Annotated in this window: 21 protein-coding genes; 16 read left to right on the top strand and 5 right to left on the bottom strand. The window is 66.5% G+C overall.

Going from position 1 to position 23,926, the window contains the following annotated elements; translation table 11 throughout:
- Positions 1-22 precede the first annotated feature (22 nt).
- The 8 genes from B7D75_RS09950 to B7D75_RS09915 all read left to right on the top strand — a co-directional run bounded on the left by B7D75_RS09950 (position 23) and on the right by B7D75_RS09915 (position 10,661).
- Positions 23-1,516, top strand: coding sequence for an efflux transporter outer membrane subunit (locus tag B7D75_RS09950; protein ID WP_107113959.1), 1,494 nt, complete (start codon positions 23-25; stop codon positions 1,514-1,516).
- A 61-nt stretch (positions 1,517-1,577) separates the two neighbouring features.
- On the top strand, positions 1,578-2,693 hold the full coding sequence (locus B7D75_RS09945) for an HlyD family secretion protein (RefSeq protein ID WP_407692172.1): 1,116 nt from the start codon (positions 1,578-1,580) through the stop codon (positions 2,691-2,693).
- On the top strand, positions 2,683-4,227 hold the full coding sequence (locus B7D75_RS09940; RefSeq protein WP_034078434.1) for an MDR family MFS transporter: 1,545 nt from the start codon (positions 2,683-2,685) through the stop codon (positions 4,225-4,227). The genes B7D75_RS09945 and B7D75_RS09940 overlap by 11 nt, the downstream gene beginning before the upstream one ends.
- A 406-nt stretch (positions 4,228-4,633) precedes the next feature.
- Positions 4,634-5,410, top strand: coding sequence for a DUF3050 domain-containing protein (locus B7D75_RS09935; protein ID WP_012075126.1), 777 nt, complete (start codon positions 4,634-4,636; stop codon positions 5,408-5,410).
- The gene (locus B7D75_RS09930) at positions 5,407-5,754 is read left to right on the top strand and encodes a cupin domain-containing protein (RefSeq protein ID WP_053813693.1); all 348 of its coding nucleotides are present in this window, start codon (positions 5,407-5,409) and stop codon (positions 5,752-5,754) included. Before B7D75_RS09935 ends, B7D75_RS09930 begins: the two co-directional genes overlap by 4 nt.
- 25 nt (positions 5,755-5,779) lie before the next feature.
- Positions 5,780-6,709: a diiron oxygenase gene (locus tag B7D75_RS09925; protein WP_012075125.1), complete on the top strand. Its 930-nt coding sequence runs from the start codon at positions 5,780-5,782 to the stop codon at positions 6,707-6,709.
- A gap of 12 nt (positions 6,710-6,721) precedes the next feature.
- A complete protein-coding gene (locus B7D75_RS09920; protein ID WP_053813692.1) occupies positions 6,722-10,159 on the top strand; it encodes an amino acid adenylation domain-containing protein in 3,438 nt (1,145 codons plus the stop codon).
- Positions 10,160-10,193: 34 nt separating this feature from the next.
- Complete coding sequence (locus B7D75_RS09915; RefSeq protein ID WP_012075123.1) at positions 10,194-10,661, top strand: SRPBCC family protein; 468 nt, start codon at positions 10,194-10,196, stop codon at positions 10,659-10,661.
- Between the two features lie 36 nt (positions 10,662-10,697).
- Here the strand turns inward: B7D75_RS09915 and B7D75_RS09910 are convergent, their stop codons facing one another.
- The 3 genes from B7D75_RS09910 to B7D75_RS09900 form a co-directional block, all read right to left on the bottom strand.
- Positions 10,698-12,098 (bottom strand): cytochrome B6, encoded by a 1,401-nt coding sequence (locus tag B7D75_RS09910; protein WP_107113958.1) that lies wholly within the window; start codon positions 12,096-12,098, stop codon positions 10,698-10,700.
- Between the two features lie 366 nt (positions 12,099-12,464).
- Positions 12,465-12,704: a glutaredoxin family protein gene (locus tag B7D75_RS09905; RefSeq protein WP_003154221.1), complete on the bottom strand. Its 240-nt coding sequence runs from the start codon at positions 12,702-12,704 to the stop codon at positions 12,465-12,467.
- A 44-nt stretch (positions 12,705-12,748) separates the two neighbouring features.
- The gene (locus B7D75_RS09900) at positions 12,749-13,306 is read right to left on the bottom strand and encodes a TetR/AcrR family transcriptional regulator (protein WP_034078431.1); all 558 of its coding nucleotides are present in this window, start codon (positions 13,304-13,306) and stop codon (positions 12,749-12,751) included.
- A gap of 168 nt (positions 13,307-13,474) precedes the next feature.
- On the opposite strand from B7D75_RS09900, the gene B7D75_RS09895 reads away from it, so the two are divergent.
- The 4 genes from B7D75_RS09895 (at position 13,475) to opdQ (ending at position 17,319) form a co-directional block, all read left to right on the top strand.
- Positions 13,475-14,071 (top strand): glutathione S-transferase family protein, encoded by a 597-nt coding sequence (locus B7D75_RS09895; protein ID WP_003154224.1) that lies wholly within the window; start codon positions 13,475-13,477, stop codon positions 14,069-14,071.
- A gap of 15 nt (positions 14,072-14,086) precedes the next feature.
- Positions 14,087-15,019: a pyridoxamine 5'-phosphate oxidase family protein gene (locus B7D75_RS09890; protein ID WP_058130142.1), complete on the top strand. Its 933-nt coding sequence runs from the start codon at positions 14,087-14,089 to the stop codon at positions 15,017-15,019.
- Positions 15,019-15,885: an MBL fold metallo-hydrolase gene (locus tag B7D75_RS09885; RefSeq protein ID WP_053816975.1), complete on the top strand. Its 867-nt coding sequence runs from the start codon at positions 15,019-15,021 to the stop codon at positions 15,883-15,885. Before B7D75_RS09890 ends, B7D75_RS09885 begins: the two co-directional genes overlap by 1 nt.
- 168 nt (positions 15,886-16,053) lie before the next feature.
- Positions 16,054-17,319: a porin OpdQ gene (gene opdQ, locus B7D75_RS09880; RefSeq protein WP_034078427.1), complete on the top strand. Its 1,266-nt coding sequence runs from the start codon at positions 16,054-16,056 to the stop codon at positions 17,317-17,319.
- A gap of 153 nt (positions 17,320-17,472) precedes the next feature.
- Here the strand turns inward: opdQ and B7D75_RS09875 are convergent, their stop codons facing one another.
- Positions 17,473-18,681 carry an ammonium transporter gene (locus tag B7D75_RS09875; protein ID WP_053816974.1) on the bottom strand — a complete coding sequence of 403 codons (1,209 nt, stop codon included), beginning with the start codon at positions 18,679-18,681 and terminating at the stop codon, positions 17,473-17,475.
- Positions 18,682-19,153: 472 nt separating this feature from the next.
- Here B7D75_RS09875 and B7D75_RS09865 point away from each other — a divergent pair, with 472 nt between their 5' ends.
- The 4 genes from B7D75_RS09865 (at position 19,154) to B7D75_RS09850 (ending at position 21,655) form a co-directional block, all read left to right on the top strand.
- The gene (locus tag B7D75_RS09865) at positions 19,154-19,483 is read left to right on the top strand and encodes a DUF883 family protein (RefSeq protein ID WP_003091262.1); all 330 of its coding nucleotides are present in this window, start codon (positions 19,154-19,156) and stop codon (positions 19,481-19,483) included.
- Positions 19,484-19,486: 3 nt separating this feature from the next.
- Positions 19,487-19,867, top strand: a complete 381-nt coding sequence (locus tag B7D75_RS09860; protein WP_003152065.1) for a phage holin family protein — start codon at positions 19,487-19,489, stop codon at positions 19,865-19,867.
- Between the two features lie 13 nt (positions 19,868-19,880).
- Entirely contained in the window at positions 19,881-20,204 is a 324-nt protein-coding gene (locus tag B7D75_RS09855; RefSeq protein WP_034078425.1) for a hypothetical protein, read from the top strand.
- A gap of 119 nt (positions 20,205-20,323) precedes the next feature.
- Entirely contained in the window at positions 20,324-21,655 is a 1,332-nt protein-coding gene (locus B7D75_RS09850; protein WP_003152062.1) for a deoxyguanosinetriphosphate triphosphohydrolase, read from the top strand.
- 3 nt (positions 21,656-21,658) lie between these two features.
- Here the strand turns inward: B7D75_RS09850 and B7D75_RS09845 are convergent, their stop codons facing one another.
- Entirely contained in the window at positions 21,659-23,917 is a 2,259-nt protein-coding gene (locus B7D75_RS09845) for an ATP-binding protein (RefSeq protein ID WP_053816973.1), read from the bottom strand.
- Positions 23,918-23,926: the final 9 nt, after the last annotated feature.

Genomic DNA, 23,926 nt, shown 5'->3' with positions numbered 1-23,926 from the left:
TCCATCAGAATGACGACCCGCGATGCCCGTACCCACTTCCTACCCGCCACGCCCCCTGTTCGCGCTGGCCTGTGCCGTCCTGCTGCTGGTGGGCTGCTCGGCGGTGACCGAACACCCGGTCCCGTCCGTCCATCTGCCTCCCGCAGGCGCCTGGCAGGCGCTCGCCGCCGACACCAGCGCGCAGCCACCGCCCGACCAGTGGTGGCGCCTGTATCAGGATCCGCAGCTCGACCAGCTGGTGGGCCGCGCCCTGCGGCATAACCATGATCTCGAGGGCGCACTGGCCCACGTCGACGAGCTGCTCGCCCTGCTCGGCCAGGCCAGGGCCCAGCGCTGGCCCGGCACCAGCACCTCCTGGCAGACCTTCTACGGGCGCACCAGCGATGACCAGACCGAGGCCAAATCCACCGGAGAGCGGGCCCCGTCGCAGTGGAACCACGTACCGGCGTTCGCCCTCGACTACCAGATCGACCTGTGGGGCCAGGTACGCCATTCGATCCTCGCCGCCCAGGCCGGCGCCGAGGCCGCCCAGGCCGCCCACGACCAGTTGCGGGTGAACGTCGCCGCCGGCACCGCCCGCGCCTATGCCAGCGCCTGCGCCTATGCGGCACGCGCGGCGATCCAGCAACGCTCGGTGGAAACCGTGGAGCGCAGCCTGGACCTGACCCAGCGCCAACGCCGCTCCGGCCTGGTCACCGACCTGGAGGTGGAGCGGGTGCGCAGCCTGCTGGAGGAAACCCGCGCGCTGCTGCCGCGCCTGCTGGCCGAACGCCAGGCGGCGCTGGAAGAGCTGGGCGTGCTGATCGGCAGCGACCCGCAGCAATTGCCGGCCGCCGTCGGCGAATGCCGGCGCGTGCCACGACTCGCCCGGGAACTGCCGGTCGGCGACGGCTGGGCGTTGCTGCAGCGGCGTCCGGACATCCGCCAGGCCGAGCGCGAGCTCGAAGCCGCCAGCCACGAGGTCGGCGTGCGCCAGGCCGACTTCTACCCGAGTGTCTCGTTCGGCGCCTCGATCGCCGCCTCCAGCGATCGCCTGCACGACCTCGGCGACCACGAGGCGATCACCTATGCCATCGGCCCGCTGATCAGCTGGCGCTTCCCCAACATGCTGAGCACCAGGGTGCGCCTGGAGGGCGCCCGGGCGCACGAACGGCGGCAACTGGCACGCTTCCGCCAGCAGGCGCTGACCGCGCTCAAGGAAGTCCGCCAGAGCCTGGCTCGCTACAGCGGCGAGAGCAGCCGCCGCCAAGCGTTGCTCGGCGCCCTGGACAGCAGCCGCAAGGCGTACCGGCTGGCGCATCTCAACTACCAGGCCGGCGCCCTCGACTTCCTCGACGTGCTCGACAGCGAACGCGCGATGGTCCGCCTCGAGGCGGAAAAGGCCGAAGCCGACCGGCAACTGGTCGAGCGCCAGATCGATCTCTTTCATGCCCTGGGAGGGGGTTGGCAGGAACCGGCGGCGATGCCGGCCCGCTACGCCACCCGCTCCGCAACCGTCAGTGGAACACCCCGATGAACATAGCCGTCGACGAAAAACGCAACGCCCCCGCCGAAGAGCGGGCACACCCGGTCTCCCCGTGGAACCCGCGGAAAGGAAAAAGCGCCAGCGCCGCCTGATGTGGCTCGGCGGAGCACTCCTGGCCGTCGCCGCGGTCGGCTATGGCCTGTACTGGCTGAGCGTCGGCCGCTACCTGGAAGAAACCGACGACGCCTACGTACGCGCCGACTGGATCACCATCAGCGCGAAGGTTTCCGGCTACGTCGCCGAGGTCCTGGTGCAGGACAACCAGGCGGTCGCCGCCGGCGATCCGCTGGTGCGCATCCATGATCGCGACTACCAGGCGCGCCTGCTCCAGGCCAGGGCCCGGCAAGGCGAAAGCCGCGCCGCCGTCGCGGCACAGCAGGCCGCCCTGGTGACGCTGGACGCCCGGCTGAAGGAACAGCAGGCGCTGATCGACCAGGCCAGCGCCGACATCGAGAGCGCCAAGGCCGAACGTCACCGCGCGCAACTGGATTTCCAGCGCTACCGGGACCTGGTGGCGCAGCAGGCGGCCAGCAGCCAGCGCCTGGAAAGCGTCACCGCCGACTACGCGCGGGCACGCTCCGCGCTGAGCCGCGCCGAAGCCGCCGCGAGCCGCCAGCGCACGCGCATGGCGGTGCTCAAGGCCAGTCGCGAGCAGGCCGCGGCGCTGCTCGAACGGCAGAAGGCGCGCTCCGCCGAGGCCGATGCGAGCCTGGCGCTGGCCAGCAACGAACTGGAAGATACCCTGATCCGCGCGCCGATCGCCGGCGTGGTCGGCCAGCGCCGGGTGCGCCAGCGCCAGTACGTCACGCCCGGCCTGCCGCTGCTGGCCGTGGTGCCGGTGGAACAGTCCTACGTGGTGGCGAACTACAAGGAGACCCAGCTGCGCCGCATGCATCCCGGCCAGCCGGTGGAGATCCGCGTCGACAGCTTCCCCGATGCCGTCCTGCATGGCCGGGTCGACAGCTTCTCGCCCGGGTCGGGCGCGGTCTTCGCCCTGCTGCCGCCGGACAACGCCACCGGCAATTTCACCAAGATCGTGCAGCGCTTCCCGATCAAGGTCGTGCTCGACCCCGACGCCCGCCGGCAGGTGGCGATCCTGCCCGGCATGTCGGTGATCACCGAGGTCGACACCCGCCAGGAGAGCGAGGCCGCGCGGCATGGCCAATGAGCAGGAGAAGACTTCGCTGAAGGCCTGGGTGGCGGTCATCGGCGGCCTGTTCGGCTGCTTCATGGCCGGCATGAACGTCCATGTCACCAGCGCCGCGCTGCCGGAAATCGAGGGTTCCCTGGGCGCCACCTTCGAGGAGGGCTCCTGGATCTCCACCGCCTACCTGGTCGCGGAGATCGTCATGATCCCGCTCACCGCGTGGCTGGTGGAGGTCTTCTCGCTGCGCCGGGTGATGCTGGTGGGTTCCAGCGTATTCCTGGTCGCCTCGGTGGCCTGCTCCTTTTCGCCGAACCTCACCAGCATGATCATGATCCGGGTCGTCCAGGGCGCCGCCGGCGCCGTGCTGATCCCGCTCTCGTTCCAGTTGATCATCACCGAGCTACCGGCCTCGCGGGTGGCCATGGGGATGGCCCTGTTCAGCCTGTCCAACAGCGTCGCCCAGGCCGCCGGCCCCTCCATCGGCGGCTGGCTCACCGACGTCTACAGCTGGCGCTGGATCTTCTACCTGCAGCTGATCCCCGGCGTGCTCCTGATCGCCGCGATCGCCTGGGCCATCTCGCCGCAAGCCATGCAGCTGCAACGCCTGCGCCAGGGCGACTGGCTCGGCATCGCGAGCATGATCGTCGGCCTGGGAGCGATCCAGATCGTTCTCGAGGAAGGCGGTCGCAAGGACTGGTTCGGCTCCGACTTCATCGTCTGGACCCTGGTCCTGGGCGTAGCCGCCTTGCTCCTGTTCATCTACACCCAACTGTTCGGCCGACGCTCCTTCATCAACCTGCGCCTGCTGGCCGGCTACAACTTCGGCGTCGCCAGCGCGGCGATGTTCATCTTCGGCGGCGCGACCTTCGGCCTGGTATTCCTGGTGCCGAACTACCTGTCGCAACTGCACGGCTACAACGCCCGCGAGATCGGCGTCAGCCTGATCGCCTACGGCCTCGTGCAACTGCTGCTGGCGCCGGTGATGCCGCGCCTGATGCGCTGGCTGCCAGCCAAGCTGATGGTCGCCACGGGCTTCGCCATCATGGCCGCCGGCTGCTACATCGGCGCCTACCTGGACGCCGACAGCGCCGCCAACGTGATCATCCCGTCCACCGTGGTCCGCGGCATCGGCCAGCCCTTCATCATGGTCGCGCTGTCCGTGCTGGCGGTCTCCGGCCTGTCGAAGAGCGAGGCGGGCTCCGCCTCGGCGCTGTTCTCGATGCTGCGCAACCTGGGCGGCGCGGTCGGCACCGCGGTGCTGACCCAGGTCGTCTCGCAGCGCGAACGCTTCCACTCGGTCCGCATCGGGGAACAGGTGAATGCCTTCTCCCCGGGCCTGCAGGAGCGCCTCCAGGCCGATCTCGGCCAGGGCAGCGACTTCGCCATCAACGAATGGCTGCCGGCCCAGGCCGAGACCCTCGCCCGGCTGGGGGCACACATTCGCCACGAGTCGTTCCTGATGGCCTACGGCGACGCGTTCTACCTGTCGTTCATCGCACTGCTGGTCTGCGCGGCGGCGGCACTCGCCCTGCGTAGTGGGAAAAGCGCCGGATAGAAGGCGTATCCGCCACCCTGTTTTCAAGGAAAGACAAACAGAAGGAGTGATCTTCAGACAAGGAAGAAAAACAAATAAGAACGGCTTTATTCCATAGAGTCCGGGGGACTTCCATCCCTATACGACATCATTATTAAAAATGGTGTACGGACTCCCATTGCCTGGCGAAACATATATTTAATGTTTTGCCCGGCATTGTTCGTCCGCATATTCATGGTCTTGAAATTTTTTGAAAAACTTCTTGCCCATTCAACAAACACTCAACTAACTTCCCTCTCGCTCCGCTGCGTTCGAAAAGTGGAGCGCCCATCCAATCGATATATATCCGTGCAGCCGGAGGAGTTCGCTCGACCATTCGACGGGGAATAGCGAAAGGACCTCTCAGCCAACAAGAAGGGAAATCATCATGGAAAGTTTGAAGAACCTGTTGCAGCAAAAGAAAACCGAACTTGGTCTTCACCCGATCTTCTCAGAAATCGACTCCCTGGAAACCCTGCGAATTTTCATGGGAACGCATGTCTTCGCGGTCTGGGACTTCATGTCCCTGACCAAGCGCCTGCAGCAGGACCTGACCTGCACCAGCCTGCCCTGGCTGCCGCCCAGAGACCCGCAGGCGGCGCGCCTGATCAACGAGATCGTGCTCGGCGAAGAGTCCGACGAGAATCTTCAGGATGGCCACTTCAGCCACTTCGAACTCTATCTGCAGGCCATGCGCGAAGTGGGTGCAAGCACGGAAAAGATCGAAGCGTTCATAAACTATCTGGAACAGGGAAACAGCGTCGAAGAAGCCTTGAACCTGTGCAAGGCCGGACGTGCGGCCAGTCGTTTCGTCAAACAGACCATCCATACCGCGCTGAATGCTCGGACGCATTGTGTCGCCGCTTCTTTCATGCATGGGCGTGAAAGTGTAATACCGCACATGTTCCAGAAGATTCTCGATGACTGGAATATCTCCAGCGAACAGGCGCCGACCTTCCGTTATTACTTGCAGCGACATATCGAAGTCGATTCCGAGGATCACGGCCCAGCCGCCGAACAACTGCTCGAACGCCTGGTCAACGGCAACCAGCTGCACCAGCAGCAGGTCTACCAGTCCGCCATCGACGCGGTGGAAAGCCGGATCGCCCTCTGGGACGAATTGCGCGAAGCCATGCACGCCGAACTGACGGAGGCGCTGGCATGAACTTCCGCATCACCGACCTGGAAAACCTGCCCTGGGAAGTGGTGAGCAGCGAGCACGCCATCAGCCAGGCGATCTACCTGGACACCCTCGACCACCAGAAGCGTACCGGCATCCGTACCCGCCTGGTGCGCTTCCATCCGGGTGCCCGGACGCTCGACGTGTACACCCACGACTACCACGAGGAGGTGTACCTGATCGAAGGCGAGCAGACCGAGCACGGCCAGGCGCACCGTCCCGAAGCCACCTACGGCGAGGGCTGCCATTTCTACCGGGCGGCGAAGACCCTGCACGGGCCGTTCAGCTCGGAAAAAGGCTGTCTGCTGTTCGAAGTTCACTACTACTGATCGATCTATCGAAACGGATGACGATATGAACGCAGAAGACTATCAATCCTTCGCCGAATCCTGGGAGGGACGGGCCACGATCCGCACCCGCCCGCGGCGGATCGTCGAGAACGACGGCAAACTCATCTACCCGCTCAGCCGCCAGCCGCTGGTGCTGAGTGGCACCTTCCAGCGCGAATGCCCGCACCTGCAGGACTTCGCGCTGACCCAGAGCCTCTACAAGTTCATCAATGACGTGGTGATCTTCGAGACCGAGATCGTCGACAGGACCGCCCGCAGCATCGCCAAGGACCGTTTCCCGATCCGCTTCCCCTTCGCCTGCCGCTACGACGCCATGACCGTGGTGGTCGACGAGGACTACCACGCCCTGGTCGCCATGGATTACATGCAGCAGACAGTCGCCCTGACCGGCATCGAGCCGATCGCCCTGCCCCGCGAAATCGAGTTGAGCCGGGCCATCCCGGCGACGCTCGCGGCGGTGCCGGCGTCCCTGCACGGTGCCGTGGAGCTGATCTGCGTGTCCATCGCCGAGAACACCCTGACCAACGACGTCGCGGCCTTCGCCAAGGACGACAGCATCAAGCCCTCGGTCAAGGGGCTGATGGCCGACCACCTGGCCGACGAAGGACGCCACTCGGGCTTCTGGGCGCGACTGGCGCGCATCTACTGGAGCGCGGCCGGCGACAAGGAGCGCCAGGCGATCGCCGCGGCGATGCCGACTTTCCTCCGCGAGTACCTGACCAACGAGATCCAGAAGGATTTCGACTTCAGCCTGATCGACCACCTGGACGTCTCGCCCTCCGTGCGTTCCGCGCTGAAGGAGGAAGTTCTCGGCCTGGTCTATCCGATCAACCGCCAGCATCCCCTGCTCGGCAACATCCTGCGCTTTTTCCGCCACAGCGGAATGCTCGATAGCCCTTGCCTGCAGGACGCCCTTTCCGACTATCTGCCCTAGCGAGTGAGTGCAATGAAACGTCTGGAAATCCAACTACTGGGGCACAGTCGTGCCCTGCTGCGGCTAGCGGCCGAGCTGGAGGAGCACGGGCACTCGGTGACCCTCTCCGAGGTTGCGGCGGCAACGCCGGACCTGCTGATCGACGACGGCAGCCAGCCATCCGCCAGCGACTGCCCCGCCGCACGCCTGTCGCTGCGCTGGCGTGCGACGACTCAAGGCCTGCAACTGCTCTGCCTGGCCAGCGCACCCGGCGCCGCCAGCCGCTGCGTGGCCCGCGGCGGCACGACCGCCTCGGCGACCGGCAACGGCGCCGAGGAAACGCGGGAAGCCGTGGACACGCTGCTCGACCTGGTGCTCCCGGTCATCGGCCAGTACTCCCGCGACAGCGAGAGCCTGCTCCGCGAGGCTCCTTCCGCGTCCACGCCGGAGGATCTGCGCGACCTGTCCGAACTGGAGCGCCACGCTTTCGGCCACCGCCTCAACGAAACCCGCTGCCAGGCCCTGCTGGAGCAGGCCGGCGGCTCGTTCGTCGAACGTCTCTCGCAGAGCCTGTTGCGCCACGCCGAGCGCAGCGCCCTGCGCCATCGCGGCGCGAGCGTCAGCTATGCCGCCCTGCACGCCTACAGCCTGGCCATCCAGGAGCGCCTGGACAGCCTGCTGGAAGGCGCGGACACGGACAGCCCGCCGATCATCGGAATCTCGCTGGAAAAGGGGCTTGCGCTGTACGCCGGCATACTCGCCGTGCTCGGCTGCGGCGCGGTCTATCTGCCGCTCGACCCGAGCCACCCGCGCGAACGCCGCAGCGCCATCCTGAAAAGCGCGGGCGCCCGCCTGCTGCTGCACGACGGTTCGCCGAACACCTGCATCGACGAGCTGCCGGGGCTCGACATCAGCCGCCTGGAGTATCTCCACCACGGTGTCGATGGTCGTACCGGCACGGCGCTGGCGCCCTGCCAGCAGTTGCTGCGCCGGTCGCGGCCGGCGGAAGCGCCCTGCGTCGCGATCTACACCTCCGGCACCACCGGGCAACCCAAGGGCGTGCTCCTGGGCATCGGCAACCTCAGCCATTTCTGCGCCTGGTACGCCGCGCACGTCGAGGTCGACGAGGACGCGCGGGTCCTGCAGTTCTCCACGATCAGCTTCGATGCCTCGATGCTCGACCTGTTCCCGACCCTGATCCAGGGCGCCGAGCTGGTGGTTCCCGACGAAGACGACCGCCGCGATCCGCAAAGGCTCGCCAACCTGATCGGCGAACAGCGCGTCAGCCATGCGTTCCTCCCGCCGGCATTGCTGAGCATCATGCCGCTGGACACGCTCAAGGGCATGCGCCACCTGGTCACCGGCGGCGACGTCTGCGAACCGCACGTGATCGACGAGCTTGCCGGATACTGCGCGCTGCACAACATCTACGGACCGACCGAAACCACGGTGCTGGCGACCACCCGGCGCTTCCGCGCGGGCGACGACAACCGCAACCTCGGCGCGCCGATCGCCAACACGCGGATCCTGATCCTGGACGAACACGACGACCCGGTGCTCGACGGCGAGACCGGCGAACTGTACATCGTCGGCCCCGGCGTCGGCCTCGGCTACCTCAACGCGCCGGAGTTGACCGCCGAACGCTATCGCACGCTGGAGCTGCCCGGCGGCGAGCGCTGCCTGGCCTACCGCAGTGGCGACCTGTGCCGCTGGCAGGACGATGGCATCCGGATCGTCGGCCGGCGCGACAACCAGATCAAGATCCGCGGCTTCCGTGTCGAGCCCGAGGAGATCGAGAGTACCCTGCGCCAGGCCCAGCTGTTCCGCCAGGTCGCGGTGGTCATCGACGAACGCAAACGCATCCTCGCCTATCTCGCCCAACCGCTGGAGGCCGATGCCGACGGCGCCCGCGAGCGCCTGCGCGAGCACGCCCGCCAGCGGCTGCCCGACTACATGCAGCCCGGCGCCTGCGTCGTGCTCCCGCGGTTGCCGGCAACCGCCAACGGCAAGATCGATCGCAACGCCCTGCGCAACCTGCCGCCACCGCAAGTCGAACAGGCCAGGCGGCTGGCTCCGCGCACGGAAGAGGAACGGCGCCTGCTGGCGCTCTGGGGCGAGCTGCTGGAACTGGGCGAAAGCGAGATATCCATCGACGAGAGTTTCTTCAACCTCGGCGGCCATTCGATCCTGCTGTCACGCATGCTGCTCGGCCTGCGCCAGCGCTTCGGCAGGAGCGTGCCGATCAATCGCTTCGTCGAGTCGCCGACCATCCAGACCCTCGCCCACCTGCTGGCCGACGGCGACGGCGCCAGCGGCGTCGACCCGCAGGCGCTGCGCGACGCCGAGCGCCCGTTGCAACTGGACGTGCTGCCGCTGAACCGCATGGGCGATGTGCACAAGGTGGTACTGACCGGCGCCAACAGCTTCCTCGGCGTGCACCTGGTGGAAGCGCTGCTCGACTGGGGCGCCAGCGAGATCGCCTGCCTGGTCCGCGCGAAGGATGACGAGGCGGCCCGGCAGCGCTTCATCGCCGCGCTGGCGGACAACCGCCTGGAAGGTCTCGACCTGGAGCGGGTCAGGGTCTACGCCGCCGACATCACCCAGCCGCGCCTGGGCCTGTCGGAAGCGGTATACACGGATCTCGACCTGCGCTATGGCGCCATGATCCACAATGCCGCCAACGTCAACCATGTCCTCGACTACGCCGCGCTGGCAAGGGACAACGTCGAGCCGATCTTCGAGTGCCTGCGTTTCTGCGAAGGGCGCAGCAAGAAGATCCTCAATTTCGTATCCACCCTTTCGGCCTCGAGCAGCGTCGACGAGAACGGCCGCGTGCTCGAGCGTCCACCGGCGCACACCCCGCCGATCTATATCCGCAACGGCTACAACCTGACCAAGTGGGTGGCCGAGCGGATTCTCTGGAGCGCCAGCGAGCAGGGGGTGCAGGTCAACCTCTACCGTCCCGGCAACATCACTTTCAATACCCGCACCGGCGTCTGCCAGCCGCATCGCAACCGCCTGATGCTGATGCTCAAGGGTTCGCTGCAACTGCGCAAGGTTCCCGAGCTTTCACTCAACTTCGACCTGATGCCGGTGGATTTCCTCGCCCGCTTCATCGCCTTCCACGCCAGTCGCTGCCATCCGGCGCGGGCGGTATTCAACCTGCACAACCCGGAGCCACTGAGCTGGGAAGGCTACCTGGAGGCCTTCCGCGAGATCGGCCATCGCTTCGACATGGTCCCGGTGCCCCAGTGGCAGCAACTCCTCGGACAGATCGACCGGGACAACGCGCTGTTCGAAGTGCTCGGTTTCTACCTGGACGGTTTCGAGGAGGACATCGGCGATATCTCCCTCATCGAATACCGCAATGCCCTGTCGGGAATCCTCAACATGGGCGAGCGCTACCCGGCGAAAAGCAGTTCGCTGTTGCGCAAGGGCTGCGAATACCTGCGCGAGATCGACTTCATCTGAACCCAACCCCTGAACCAACCACAAGGAAGACAGCATGAAAACCTTCGAACCCGATACCCTGATCCGCAATCCGGTAGGCCATCCGGTCGTCGCGGCGGTCGACATCCCCGCGGCCGCCGCGGAAGTCTGGAACATCGTCGGCAACTTCGCCGGCTTCCCGGTCTTCATCCCCGCGCTGTCGCACATCGAGATGATCGGCAACGGCGTACGCTCCGTGCGCAAGAAGCTGTTCAAGGACGGCAACGTGGTCATCGAACAGCTCAACTCGCGCGACGACCAGGCCATGTACATGACCTGGTCGCTGCTCTATACCAGCCTGAACATCGGCAACCTGTGGGCTTCGATGACGGTGGAAAGCACCGCTCCGAAACGCTCCACGGCCACCTGGACGATCATCGGCGAACCCTTCCAGGGCGACGACCTGGAAGGGTTCCAGGCATTCCTGCAGGGCTTCGCCGACGGCGCCATGCAGAACGTCAAGGCGCTGTTCCCGGCCGCCTGAACCGGACCCGCCGCCGCCCACCGCGGCGGCGGGCCCTTACAGGGCACGCAGGTAAGCCACCAGGTCAGACTTCTCCTGGGCGTTCAGCTTGCGTGCCAGCACCAGGTTGAAGAATTCCACCGTGTCCTCCAGGGTCAGCAGGCGGTCGTCGTGCAGGTAGGGTGGCGAGTCCTTGATCCCGCGCAAGGGGAAGGTCTTGATCGGTCCATCGGCGGCAGCCATCACCCCGTTGACCAGCTTCGGATCGTAGAAGCGCTCCAGCTTCAGGTTGTGCATCAGATTGTCGGTGAAATATGGCGGCGCATGGCAACCGGCGCAGGCCGCCTTGCCGTAGAACAGCTTCTCGCCACGCAGCTCCTGCTCGCTGGCCCTGCGTGGGTCGAGGCGGCCCTCCACGTCCAGCTTCGGCGCCGGCGGGAAGTCCAGCAGCGCCTGGAATTCGCCCATGAAATGGACCTGGCTGCCGCGCTCCAGGACATTCACGCCCTTCTTGGTGGCGATCACCGGATCGCCGTCGAAATAGGCCGCCCGCTGTTCGAACTCGGTGAAGTCCTCGACGGTCTTCAGCGCCCGCTGCGAGCCGAACAGGCGCTGGATGTTGACCCCGCGCAATGTCGGCGTATCGATGCGATGGCGGAACGGCTGCGGACGCGCGTCGCCGGCCAGGTGGGTAGCGGCGTTGGTGTGGCCGTTGGCGTGGCAGTCGAAGCAGGCCACGCCGCGGCTCGGGTGTTCGCTGCGGCGATCGTCGGTGAGGTTGAACTGCTGCTGCGGGAAGGCCGTGAGCAGCAGGCGCAGGCCTTCCAGCTGCTTGGGATTGAGAATCCCGTTGAACAGTTCGAAGTAGTTGTCGATGGTCACCAGCCTGCCCCTGGATACATCGCCCAGGTCCGGCCGCGTGGTGAGGAACATCGGAGCCGGGAATTCGGGCAGGAAATGGTCCGGCAGGTCGAAGTCCAGGTCGAAGCGGGTAAGGTCGCGGTTTTCCTGGCGCTTGACCTCGTCGATGAGGAATTTCGGAAAGACCATCCCGCCTTCGGCGTGGTTGGGATGCGGCAGCGGCAGGAAGCCGCCGGGGAACAGGCCCTGCTTGCGGATTTCCTCCGGGGTCAGGCGGGCCAGCTCGTCCCAGTCGGTGCCGGCCGGCAGTTTCACCCGCACGCCTTCCTGCAGCGGCTTGCCACGGGTCATGCTGGCCTCCCTGGCCGGCCGGTCGCTGAGGTCGTAGCGCTGTTCGAGCAGGGTCTTGTGGGTCTGCTCGATCGACGGCTTGTTCGCCGTCATGCGCTTCATGATGGCGGCGAAATCCTCGTTTATCACCACCGGCATGTAGCTGGAGGTCTTGCTTGGCTGCTCCTCCGCGGCGGCGGAGACCGGCAACCCCAGGACGAGCGGCATGGCCCACAGGGCATGGCGCTTCCAGGCAGGCATATTCATCAGGCGTCCTCTCTCTCATGAGGAAACGCCGAGCCTCGTCTTCCCGACCCCACACCCCGGCAGCCCGCCGCGGCGAGCCGATCGACCTGCGACGCGTCCTGCGCCACGCGGGTTCCCGGCTGTTTCCAGTCAGTCCTGAAGGAAACTCAGGGTTTATCCATCGCCTTCAGGCCTAGCCGAGCGCAGCCGCGCCAGCAAATAGGCTCAGTCTATGAAAACCATTGGCAAACGCCTATGCATCGCTTCGCCAGCATGGTCGACGCCAGGCGCGCCGCCGGCTACGGGAAAAGAAGGGGATACCGGCCGGTTTGCGCATAGAACGCGGGGTTACCAAAAGCGCTTCGATTAGCGCGAATGAGTCCGGCCTCAATGAGCGAGGAAGGCGGCCACCTGCTCGGCCTCGAATGGCCAGTTCAGCTCGGCGCCGTTGTCGCACCGGCGCAGCACGGGGATCCGCAAGCCGTACTGCGCGACCCAGGTCTCGCTGTCGGCGATGTCCACCAGCTCGACCAGCAGGCCGTGCTCGACGAAGGGCATCAGCACCCCCTCCGCGACTTCACAGAGATGGCAACCGAGGGTTCCGAAGAGCTGGCATTCAGGGAGCATTGAACGAACCTGCAGGTATTCGCCGCGAATGGTAGCACCGGCGCTCAGGCGCCGGCGACCTGCAGCAGGCTTTCGGCCGCCTGTCGCGCTTCCTGCGCCTGTTCGCCGGGGCCGTGGATATGCGCCATCACCAGCGCGCCTTCCATCAGATATTGCAGTTGCCGCGCCAGCGGCGCCGGCTGTGCCACGCCCAGGCGCTCCAGCTGGCGCAGGAAATAGGCCTCGGTGAAGGCCTTCTGTTCGGCCGCCTGGCGGTGGATCGGGTGCGAGCGTTCGTGGAATTCGGCAGCGGCATGGATGAAGGCGCAGCCCCGAAAGGCTTCGTCCTGGAGGAACGCCTGCAGGCCGTCGAAGACCGCCAGGATCGCCGCGCGCGGCTCGAGCAGCGCCTCGGCCTCGAGCATGCGTTCGGCCATGCGCTGCCGGCGGACTTCCAGGGCGGCCATGATCAGTTCGTCCTTCGACCGGAAGTGCTTGTACAGGGTCATCTTCGCCACCCCGGACTCGGCCAGGATGCGGTCGATACCGGTGGCGTGGTAGCCCTCGCGATAGAACAGGTCGACGGCGGTGCTGAGCAGTTGCTCGCGTTTGCGGGATGTCATGGAAAGCCTCCTGAGCGGTCCATTATGCGCGAGCCTGCCGCCCCCTTGAACCGCTCTGCATCGCTCTCGCCTCGAATACCGGCAGGAAAAGGTGAAAAGGTGGCTTGAAATATACAGACCTGTCTGTCTAATATCCAGCAGACACCGCCCACACACTGGAACCCTCCGATGAAACTTTATGACCTGGATCTCTCCGGCAACGCCTACAAGGTCCGCCTTTTTCTCGCCCTGATCGGTCGCGAGGTGAGCCTGCTCACGGTCGACATCGCCAACCGCGAACACAAGACCCCGGCCTTCCTGCGCATGAATCCCCGTGGCCAGATCCCGGTGCTGGAGGATGGCGACCTGCAACTGGGCGACTCCCAGGCCATCCTGGTCTATCTGGCACGCCGCTACGCCAGCCCCGAGTGGTATCCGCTCGACCCCGCCAGCCAGGGCCGCATCGCCCACTGGCTCAGCTATGCGGCCAACGAGGTGCAGAACGGTCCGGCCAGCGCGCGCCTGATCGCCCGCTTCAACCTGCCCCTGGATGGGGAGCTGGCCCGGCGCCGGGGGCTGGAGGTGCTGCAACTGGTGGATCGCCACCTCTCCGGGCATCGCTGGCTGGCCCAGGGCGAGCTGCCGAGCATCGCCGACGTAGCGCTCTATCCCTACCTGGCGCTGGCCCCCGAAGGCGGCCTGGCGCTGGACGACTACCCGGCGCTGAACGCCTGGCTCGCGCGCATTCGCGCCCTGCCCGGCTACATTCCGATGCCCGGCCTGTAGACGACAGGAGGCCGCATGAACGAGGAGCGAGGCCCCTTTCATCCCGGCGAACTGGCGATCCAGCAACGCGCCGGGGTCCGCGAGCAGGTCGCCGGCTTCGGCAGCCGGGCGATTCGCGCCTTCATGCCGGAGCAGCACCGGGAATTCTTCGCTCAGCTGCCGATGTTGCTGGTCGGCAGTCTCGACTCCACCGGCCAGCCCAGCGCCTCGCTGCTCTGGGGCGATCCCGGCTTCGTCCATTCGCCGCAACCGACGCGCCTGCGCATCGACGGCCTGCCGGAAGCGGACGACCCGTTGGCGCCCCATCTCGAAGCCGGCGCTCGGCTCGGCATCCTCGGCCTGGAGCTGCCGACCCGTCGCCGCAACCGCATGAACGGCCGGGTCCTGGCGCGTGACGCAGAGGGCTTCACGGTTGGCGTCGAACAGTCCTTCGGCAACTGCCCGAAGTACATCCAGGCTCGTAGCTACCAGCCCGGCCCGAGAGCCCCGGGCCCCATGCTGGAAGGTAAAGGTCCCGACCCAGGCTGGCTGGCCCTGGTCGCGCGCAGCGACACGCTGTTCATCGCCAGCCAGCACGCCGATCCGCTGCGAGGCGGCGTCGACGTCTCCCATCGCGGCGGACCGCCGGGCTTTCTCCGGCTCGGCGCGGATGGCCGCCTGTGGTTGCCCGACTACGCCGGCAACCGCCTGTTCAATACCCTCGGCAACCTGCTCCAGGAGCCTCGCTGCGGCCTGCTGTTCATCGACTTCGACAACGGCGACCTGCTGCACCTGCACGCCGAGGCCGAGCTGTTCTGGCCGGGTTCGCAACCATCAATCCCCTGGCCCGCCGGCGCCGAGCGCCTGCTGGCGCTGCGCCCCGCGGCCTGGCGCTGGCGGCGCGGTCGCCTGCCGCTGGCGTTCGGCGAGCCCCAGCCATCCCCTTTTCTTCCTTCCGGTGAATATTGATGCCTTTCCTGTATCGCCTTGCCTCGTTGTTGATTGCCCTTCTCGTCCTGCCGGTGCAGGCGGCGGAAATGCGCGTCGCCCTGCTGCGCACCTCGGGAGTGGAGACCCTCGATGCGCTCACCGTCGACGGCGGCTCCTGGGTGCGCCGGGTACCGCTCAGCCATACGGCGGTTCTGATCGAGCACCACGCCGCCACCCTGCTCTTCGATACTGGCCTGGGGCGCGACATCGACGCCCAGTTCCGCACCGACATGCCCTGGTGGGCGGCGCCACTGTTCGCTTACCAGAAAGTCGTCCCGGCGCGCGACCAGTTGGACGCCGCCGGTATCCGCGTCGATCGCATCCTGCTGTCCCACGCGCACTGGGACCATGCCTCGGGCCTGGTCGACTTCCCCGAGGTACCGGTCTGGGCACCCTACGAGGAGATCGCCTTCAGCCGCATCGCCACCCCGCCGGCCGCCTTCCCCAGCCAGTTCCGCCATGGCGTGCGCTGGCGGCCTTACAGCTTCGATCCGACGCCGTTCATGGGCTTCGACAAAAGCCTCGACCTGTTTGGCGACGGCCGCCTGGTGCTGGTCCCCCTGCCCGGCCATACGCCCGGCTCGGTCGGTCTGTTCGTCACCCTCGACAGCGGGCGCCGGCTGTTCTTCAGCGGCGACACCAGTTGGCGACTCGAAGGCGTCGAAGGCCCGCGGCAGAAGTTCTTCGCCGGGCGCGCCCTGGTCGACCGCGACCCCGAGCGCACTCTCGCGCAGTTGGCGAAGATCCGCCTGCTGCTGCGCAGCGACCCGCGGCTGAGCGTGATTCCGGCGCACGACGCGCGGGTCCAGGCCGCCCTGGGCTATTTCCCGACCTGGCTGGAGTAGCCGCAAAGCCCGTCCTAGACAGGGTTCGTGCCAACCGCGGCGGACCCTCGACTAATGTCTAACAGTGGCGGCCTTCCCGTAGTGATTAAGTAGCCGGGCTGTCACAGGCCGACACGGTGTCACGCCGCCGTCATCGGCCTGCCCCAAGCGCTCGAGGAGACAATAACAATGAGCATGACCCCGATCGCCCGTGCCGTGGCTTTTGCCGCGCTGGGTTCCAGCGTTACCGTCCCATCCCTGGCCCATGCCGAGTTCATCAAGGACAGCAAGGCCAGCATCGAACTCCGCAATTTCTACTTCAACCGGGACTTCCGCCAGGAAGGCGCCAGCCAGTCCAAGGCCGAGGAATGGGCCCAGGGCTTCCTCCTGCGCTACGAGTCCGGCTATACCGAAGGCACCATCGGTTTCGGCGTCGACGCCATCGGCCTGCTGGGGGTGAAACTCGACTCCAGCCCTGACCGCAGCGGCACCGGCCTGCTCAAGCGCGACCGCGAGAGCGGCCGCGCCCAGGACGACTACGGCGAAGCCGGGATCACCGCCAAGTTGCGGGCGTCGAAGAGCACCCTGAAGATCGGCACCCTGACCCCCAAGCTGCCGGTGATCATGCCCAACGACAGCCGCCTGCTGCCGCAGACCTTCCAGGGCGGCGCGCTGAACTCCATGGAGATCGACGGCCTGACCCTGGATGCCGGGCGCCTGAAAAAGGTCAACCAGCGCGACTCCTCGGACAACGAGGACATGACCATCACCGGCGGCGGCAAGCGCAACATCGTGGTCCGTTCCGGGCTGACCTCGGACAAGTTCGACTTCGCCGGCGGCAGCTACAAGTGGACCGACAACCTCAGCACCAGCTACCACTTCGGCAAGCTCGACAACTTCTACAAGCAGCACTACCTGGGCCTGGTGCACACCCTGCCGATCGCCGACAAGCAGTCGCTGAAGTCCGATATCCGCTGGGCGCGCTCCACCGACGACGGCTCCAGCAACGTCGACAACAAGGCGCTCAACGCCATGTTCACCTACAGCCTGGGCTACCACGCCTTCGGCGTCGGCTACCAGAAGATGAGCGGCGACACCGGCTTCGCCTACATCAACGGCGCCGACCCCTACCTGGTGAACTTCATCCAGATCGGCGACTTCGCCAACAAGGACGAGAAATCCTGGCAGGCACGCTACGACTACAACTTCGCCGGCATCGGGATTCCCGGCCTGACCTTCATGACCCGCTACGTCAAGGGCGACAACATCGACCTGCTGACCACCTCGGGCGAAGGCAAGGAATGGGAGCGCGACATGGACATCGCCTACGTGTTCCAGAGCGGCCCGTTGAAGAACCTCGGGGTGAAGTGGCGTAACGCGACGATGCGCACCAACTACACCAACGACTACGACGAGAACCGCCTGATCGTCAGCTACACGCTGCCGCTCTGGTAACGGCGGGCCCGGGGGTTGGCCGCGCCGCGGTCATCCGCCCTGCGCCATAACGAAGAGGCCACCCCCGGGTGGCCTTTTTTCATGGCTACCGGAACGCCTCGTCCCGCGCCGCGCAGGGCGGTTAATGCCTCAGGTCCGGCGGAGCCGCTCCTCTCATTCGTGACTGACCGCACCGATCCTGTGGATCGACAGGTCCGCGCCGTAGTACTCCTCCTCCTGGCTCAGGCGGATACCCAGCAGCGCCTTCATCGCCCCATAGACCAGCAGGCCGCCGACGAACGCCACCGCTACCCCCAGCAGGCTGCCGATCGCCTGGCTGGCCAGGCTCACCCCGCCGAGCCCGCCCAGCGCGTGCTGGCCGAAGATCCCGCAGGCGATCCCGCCCCAGACTCCGCAGAGGCCATGCAGTGGCCAGACGCCGAGGACGTCGTCGATCTTCCAGCGCACCTGGGTCGCGGTGAACGCCCAGACGAACAGTCCGCCAGCTACCAGGCCGGTGGCCAGGGCGCCGATCGGATGCATCAGGTCGGAGCCGGCGCACACCGCCACCAGCCCGGCCAGCGGACCGTTGTGCAGGAAACCCGGGTCGTTGCGGCCGATCAGCAGCGAAGCCATGGTGCCGCCGACCATCGCCAGCAGCGAGTTGACCGCCACCAGCCCGCTGACACCGGCCAGGGTCTGGGCGCTCATCACGTTGAAGCCGAACCAGCCGATGATCAGGATCCACGAACCCAGCGCCAGGAACGGGATGCTCGACGGCGCCATCGCCACCAGCTTGCCGTCGCGATAGCGGCCGTTGCGGCTGCCCAGCAGCAGGACCGCCGCCAGCGCCAGCCAGCCGCCCACGGCATGGACTACCACGGAGCCGGCGAAATCGTGGAAAGCCGCGCCGAACTCGAGCTTCAGCCATTCCTGCAGGCCGAAATTGCCGTTCCAGATCAGGCCTTCGAAGAACGGATAGACGAAGGCCACGATCAGCGCCGTGGCGCACAGCTGCGGACCGAAACGGGCGCGCTCGGCGATGCCGCCGGAAATGATGGCCGGGATCGCCGCGGCGAAGGTCAGCAGGAAGAAGAACTTCACCAGCGCGTAACCGTTGTCCAGCGTCAGCGCCGCCGCCGGATGGAAGAACGTCACGCCGTAGGCGATCCAGTAACCGACGAAGAAATAGGCCAGCGCCGAAATGGCGAAGTCGGAGAGGATCTTCGACAGGGCGTTGACCTGGTTCTTCAGGCGCACGGTGCCGACCTCGAGGAAGGCGAAGCCGGCGTGCATCGCCAGCACCATCACCGCCCCGAGCAGGATGAACAGGGTATTGGAGCCGTGGATCAGGACTTGCACCGCGCTATTCAGGTTATCCATGGAGGGAGGCAGCCTTCAGGTGGAACGGAAGCACCACAAATGCCCATTGCCGTCTCGTCACGCACCATGACGAAGCAGAAACCCTCGTCGGATCCATCGAGGGTTGCCCGAGGCCGCTGTTCAGGTTTCCGCGGGAGGCATGGAAAAATTCGGTACTTTCCTTGGTTTTCATTGGGTTGGGCGTCCTGCCGGGGTACCCTCCGGCTTCGCCTGGCGCCCCCGGACGGGGCGCCCCAGCCGGGGACCGCACCAGGGGATTGCAAGCGCTGTACCAGCTCGCGCCCCGTCGCGAGGCATTGCCACGGGCGTCATCTCGCCGCAGCCGCGCCGACAACCCCGGCATGGCAGTCTTTAATGAAGGCAACGATGCGCGACGCCGGCGCCGGCGCCCACCCGGAAATCAGCGAGCGGTTGAACCTTCCGCCCCGCGCCTGGCTCGAAAAAACACACCCCATGACCTGAGGAGCTCGTCATGCCCCGCAAGACCACTGCAAACGCTGCAAAGGATGAACTGTTGGCCGAATTCCAGGCATTGGTCGCCGACACCGAGAAACTCCTGCAAAGCACCGCCGACGTGGCGGGCGATCAGGCGGAAGAGATTCGCGGCAAGATCCACGACAGCCTCAAGCGCGCCCGCGATACCCTGCGCGACACCAAGGACTCGCTGAAGGACAACGTCCGCGAGCGCAGTCAGGCCGCCGTCGATGCCACCGAGGTCTACGTCGGCGAACATCCGTGGCAGAGCATCGGCATCGCCGCCGGCGTCGGCTTCCTGCTCGGCCTGCTGGTCAGCCGGCGCTGAGCCATGAGCGAAGGAAAGGATCCGGCCGACGGCCGCCCCTCCCTGCGGCGCTTCGGCGCCGCCTTCCTCGGCCTGTTGCACGGCCATGTCGAGCTGTTCGGCATCGAGCTGCAGGAACAGAAGGCCAACACCCTGCGCCTGCTGCTGTTCGCCGGGCTGGCCCTGGTGTTCGCCCTGCTCCTGCTGGTCGGCCTGTCGCTGCTGGTGCTTATCCTGTTCTGGGACACCAACCGCCTCGCCGCGGCGCTCGGCCTGTGCCTGTTCTACGTGAGCGGCTCGCTGTTCTGCGGCTGGCGCCTGTACCAGTCGATCAACGACGAAAGCTCGCCGTTCAGCGCCACCCTGGAAGAACTGGCCAACGACCGCGAACGACTGCTGCCATGACGAGGAGACGCGCATGAGCCAACTACCGGTGAACGCGACGGGCCTGTCCCGTCGCGAATTGCGCAAGGCGGTGATTCGCCTGCGCCTGGAGATGCAGCGCCAGCAATTGCGTCGCGAAGGCCAGTTGCTGGTGCAGCCCTTCCGCCAGGCCCAGGGCCTCGGCCACAACCTCGGCCAGCAGTTGTTCGGCGGCGGCAACGCGGCGCTGTGGGGTGCCGGCGGAGCCGCCCTGCTCGGCCTGTTGCTGGGCAAGGGCGGACGCTGGCAGCGCCTGCTGCGCCTGGGCGTCACCCTGGCCCCGCTATTGCTCGGCCTGCGCAAGCAGAAAGGCCGTTGAGGGTCGCGCCGACCGGTAGCGGTCGGCGCCTTCCCACAGCCGCCCCACGCGACGATTGAGCTTGCCGGGGCAAACCGTTAGCGTGTCCGCATCGCCTCAGCGCATTCCTGGAATTCCCGATGGACTGGCAGACCCTGCTCACCCGCGAACGGCTCGGAAAGCCGGTACACAGCAACGATGAACTGGGCCGCAGCGCCTTCCACAAGGATCACGACCGGATCATCTTCTCCGGCGCGTTCCGTCGCCTGGGACGCAAGACCCAGGTCCACCCGGTCTCCAGCAACGACCATATCCATACCCGCCTGACCCACTCGCTGGAAGTCGCCTGCGTCGGCCGTTCGCTGGGCATGCGGGTCGGCGAGATCCTCCGCGACGAACTGCCCGAGTGGTGCGACCCCAGTGATCTCGGGGTGATCGTGCAGTCAGCCTGCCTGGCCCACGACATCGGCAACCCGCCGTTCGGCCATTCCGGCGAGGACGCCATCCGCAACTGGTTCCAGCAGGCCGCCGGACGCGGCTGGCTGGACGAGATGAGCGATGCCGAACGTTCCGACTTCCTCCATTTCGAGGGCAACGCCCAGGGTTTCCGGGTCCTCACCCAGCTCGAATACCACCAGTTCGACGGCGGCACCCGCTTGACCTACGCCACCCTCGGCACCTACCTGAAGTACCCCTGGACCTCGCGCCACGCCGAATCGCTGGGCTACAAGAAGCACAAGTTCGGCTGCTACCAGAGCGAGTTGCCGCTGCTCGAACAGATCACCCAGAAGCTCGGCATGCCGCAACTCGACGATGAACAATGGGCACGCCATCCGCTGGTCTACCTGATGGAGGCGGCGGACGACATCTGCTACGGCCTGATCGACCTCGAGGACGGCCTGGAGATGGAACTGCTGGAATACAGCGAGGTCGAGGCGCTGCTGCTCGGGCTGGTCGGCGACGACCTGCCCGACACCTATCGCCAGCTCGGCCCCCGGGATTCTCGGCGGCGCAAGCTGGCGATCCTTCGTGGCAAGGCCATCGAGCACCTGACCAACGCCGCCGCCCGCGCCTTCGTCGACCAGCAGCAGGCCCTGCTCGCCGGGCGCCTCGGCGGCGACCTGGTGGAGCACATGCACGGGCCGGCCAAGCTCTGCGTGCAGCGGGCCAAGGCCATCGCCCGGGAAAAGATCTTCCAGGACAAGCGCAAGACCCTTCACGAGATCGGCGCCTACACCACCCTGGAAATCCTCCTCAACGCCTTCTGCGGCGCGGCGCTGGAGCAATACGGCGGGCATACGCCGTCGTTCAAGAGCCGACGCATCCTCGACCTGCTCGGTCGCAACGCACCCGATCCGCAGTGGCCGTTGTACCGCGCCTTCCTCCAGGTGATCGACTTCATCGCCGGGATGACCGACAGCTACGCCACGGAAATGGCCCGGGAGATGACCGGACGCTCGAGCCCGGTCTGAGCCTCACACCACCGAAGCCGCCAGTTGCTCCTGGAGCTCCTCCTGCAACGCCTCGAGGGCCAGCCGGAGCTTCTCGGCGAGTCCCCGCAGGCGCTCATCGCCTTCGCCCTGGCGGCAGGCCTGCTCCAGCGCCACACAGGCCTCCAGCAGCACGCGCGCCTCGATCATCCGCGCGGCGCCCTTGATCCGGTGCGCGTGATCGGCGAGCCCGGCCCTGTCGGCCCCGTCGAGCAATGCCGCGAGCAGTTGCAGATCGTGCCGGTTGCTGTCGAGCAGGGTTTCCAGCAGTTCCCGGACCCGCTCCGCACGCCCGCCACCGAGCGCATGGAGGGTGCTGGCGTCGTAGAGCCCCTGGGCTGGCGCGGCGACCTGGGCGAAGGAAGCCGCGAGATAGTTGCGCAGCGTTTCCAGGCCAAGCGGCTTGAACAGGCAATCGTCCATGCCCGCTTCGCGACAGCGCTGCACTTCGTCCGGCTCGGCGTCGGCGGTGTAGCCGAGGATCAGGATCGGCGCCCGACGTTCGCGCCGCTCCTGCTCGCGGACGTCGCGCGCCAACTGGTAGCCGTTCAGGCGCGGCATGTTGCAGTCGGTGATCAGCACGTCGAAATGATCGTCGCTCCACAATTCCAGCGCCACCTGCCCATCCTCCGCCTCTTCCACCCGGTGGCCGAGGAACTCCAGCTGCTGGCGCAGCAGTACCCGGTTGGGCGGATAGTCGTCGGCGATGAGGACATGCAAGCGGCGCGGCGGCTCGCTGGAAAGAATCAGCGACTCGTGGCCGGGTTCCGGCGTTTTCGCTCCGCACCGGCGCAACAGCAGGTCCAGCGAGACCAGCGTCCCCTTTCCCGGCTCGCTGTGCATCTCGATGTCGCCCCCCATCAGGTCCACCAGCTTGCGGCAGATCGCCAGGCCGAGGCCGGTCCCGCCCTGTACCGTGCGCCCCTTGGCCACCTGGATGAAAGGCTGGAACAGGCGCGCCTGGTCGGCCGGCGCGATGCCGATGCCGGTGTCCTCGACCGCCAGCCGGACGACCGCCCGCCCCTCGTCCAGGTTCTTCTCCTGGAGACGGATCGTCACCTGTCCCTGCTCGGTGAACTTGATCGCGTTGCTCACCAGGTTCGACAGCACCTGCTTGAAGCGCAAGGGGTCGATCAGCACGTCACATCCGGGGGTGTCGCCCAGTTCCACGCCAAGCCGCAGCCCCTTCTGCCTGGCCAGGCCTTCGAACATGCGGCGCACCGACTCCACCACTTCGCGCAGGCGAACCCGTTCGGGCGTGAGGATCAGGTGGCCCGACTCGATCTTGGCGACGTCGAGAATATCGCCGATCAGCAACTGCAGGGAACCGGCCGCCTCGTAGGCGACTTCCAGCGAGGCGCGCTCGGGTTGCCCGGGCGCCAGGCGCTGCAATACCAGCTCGAGGATGCCGATGACCGCGTTCATCGGCGTACGGATCTCGTGGCTCATGGTCGCCAGGAACACGCTCTTGGCCCGGTTCGCCTCGTCCGCCTGGCGCATCGCTTCGCGCAACTGGCGAGCCAGGCGTTCGCGCTCGGTGATGTCGATCCAGCCGTTCATCAGGCCGAGCACCCGTCCCTGGCGGTCCCGGTAGGGCGTGACCCAGTGGTGGATTTCCAGCAGCTGGCCACCGATGCGCACGGTCATGTCGGTGAAACTCGCCGTCCCGCCCCGCGCCACCGCCAGGCATTGCCGGTGCATGAGCCGGGCCTTGCCGCCCTCGACCCAGTCGGAATCGGTCAGCAGGGTGCCGCGCGCCTGCTCGCGGGTCATGCGCAGGCTGTCCAGGTAATTCCGGTTGCAGGCCAGCAGCCGTCCGTCGAGCGTGCGGATGCTCACCGGATAGGGAATCCCGTCGACCAGCGCCTGCTTCAGTGCCAGGCGATCGCTAAGATCGGCCTCGGTGCGCTGCCAGCGCCTGAGCCTGAGCTGCAGCACGGTATTCCAGGCCAGGCAGGCGACGCTGGCCAGGCAGGCCACCAGCAGGCCGAGCATCAGGCTGGACGGGGTTGGCGAACGCAAGCCGTCGACGGGGAGGCGTGCCGGGGTTTCGGCGGATAACTGCCATGCCCGCGAAACCGAAGCGGCGCCGAGCGCGCGCCCCGGTTCGGGGACGGGAGGAACGGTAGCGGAAACCGCCGGTGGGTATCCGGGACTTTCCGCCTTCGACGGTAGGACATGTCCCGCCATGAAGACGAACACGAGAAACAGGCTCAGGCACGCGGCGCGCTTGTGGAACTTCATTCGCCCCGG

It is taken from the genome of Pseudomonas paraeruginosa (genome assembly GCF_003025345.2).
Classification (GTDB): domain Bacteria; phylum Pseudomonadota; class Gammaproteobacteria; order Pseudomonadales; family Pseudomonadaceae; genus Pseudomonas; species Pseudomonas paraeruginosa.
The sequence above is the reverse complement of the archived record's forward strand: the minus strand, read 5'-3'. Positions and strand labels throughout refer to the sequence as shown.

Coding starts and splice junctions, on each gene's coding strand:
- B7D75_RS09950 (WP_107113959.1), top strand. CDS start 23: ATGCCCGTACCCACTTCCTACCCGCCACGCCCCCTGTTCGCGCTGGCC.
- B7D75_RS09940 (WP_034078434.1), top strand. CDS start 2,683: ATGGCCAATGAGCAGGAGAAGACTTCGCTGAAGGCCTGGGTGGCGGTC.
- B7D75_RS09935 (WP_012075126.1), top strand. CDS start 4,634: ATGGAAAGTTTGAAGAACCTGTTGCAGCAAAAGAAAACCGAACTTGGT.
- B7D75_RS09930 (WP_053813693.1), top strand. CDS start 5,407: ATGAACTTCCGCATCACCGACCTGGAAAACCTGCCCTGGGAAGTGGTG.
- B7D75_RS09925 (WP_012075125.1), top strand. CDS start 5,780: ATGAACGCAGAAGACTATCAATCCTTCGCCGAATCCTGGGAGGGACGG.
- B7D75_RS09920 (WP_053813692.1), top strand. CDS start 6,722: ATGAAACGTCTGGAAATCCAACTACTGGGGCACAGTCGTGCCCTGCTG.
- B7D75_RS09915 (WP_012075123.1), top strand. CDS start 10,194: ATGAAAACCTTCGAACCCGATACCCTGATCCGCAATCCGGTAGGCCAT.
- B7D75_RS09910 (WP_107113958.1), bottom strand. CDS start 12,098: ATGAATATGCCTGCCTGGAAGCGCCATGCCCTGTGGGCCATGCCGCTC.
- B7D75_RS09905 (WP_003154221.1), bottom strand. CDS start 12,704: ATGCTCCCTGAATGCCAGCTCTTCGGAACCCTCGGTTGCCATCTCTGT.
- B7D75_RS09900 (WP_034078431.1), bottom strand. CDS start 13,306: ATGACATCCCGCAAACGCGAGCAACTGCTCAGCACCGCCGTCGACCTG.
- B7D75_RS09895 (WP_003154224.1), top strand. CDS start 13,475: ATGAAACTTTATGACCTGGATCTCTCCGGCAACGCCTACAAGGTCCGC.
- B7D75_RS09890 (WP_058130142.1), top strand. CDS start 14,087: ATGAACGAGGAGCGAGGCCCCTTTCATCCCGGCGAACTGGCGATCCAG.
- B7D75_RS09885 (WP_053816975.1), top strand. CDS start 15,019: ATGCCTTTCCTGTATCGCCTTGCCTCGTTGTTGATTGCCCTTCTCGTC.
- opdQ (WP_034078427.1), top strand. CDS start 16,054: ATGAGCATGACCCCGATCGCCCGTGCCGTGGCTTTTGCCGCGCTGGGT.
- B7D75_RS09875 (WP_053816974.1), bottom strand. CDS start 18,681: ATGGATAACCTGAATAGCGCGGTGCAAGTCCTGATCCACGGCTCCAAT.
- B7D75_RS09865 (WP_003091262.1), top strand. CDS start 19,154: ATGCCCCGCAAGACCACTGCAAACGCTGCAAAGGATGAACTGTTGGCC.
- B7D75_RS09860 (WP_003152065.1), top strand. CDS start 19,487: ATGAGCGAAGGAAAGGATCCGGCCGACGGCCGCCCCTCCCTGCGGCGC.
- B7D75_RS09855 (WP_034078425.1), top strand. CDS start 19,881: ATGAGCCAACTACCGGTGAACGCGACGGGCCTGTCCCGTCGCGAATTG.
- B7D75_RS09850 (WP_003152062.1), top strand. CDS start 20,324: ATGGACTGGCAGACCCTGCTCACCCGCGAACGGCTCGGAAAGCCGGTA.
- B7D75_RS09845 (WP_053816973.1), bottom strand. CDS start 23,917: ATGAAGTTCCACAAGCGCGCCGCGTGCCTGAGCCTGTTTCTCGTGTTC.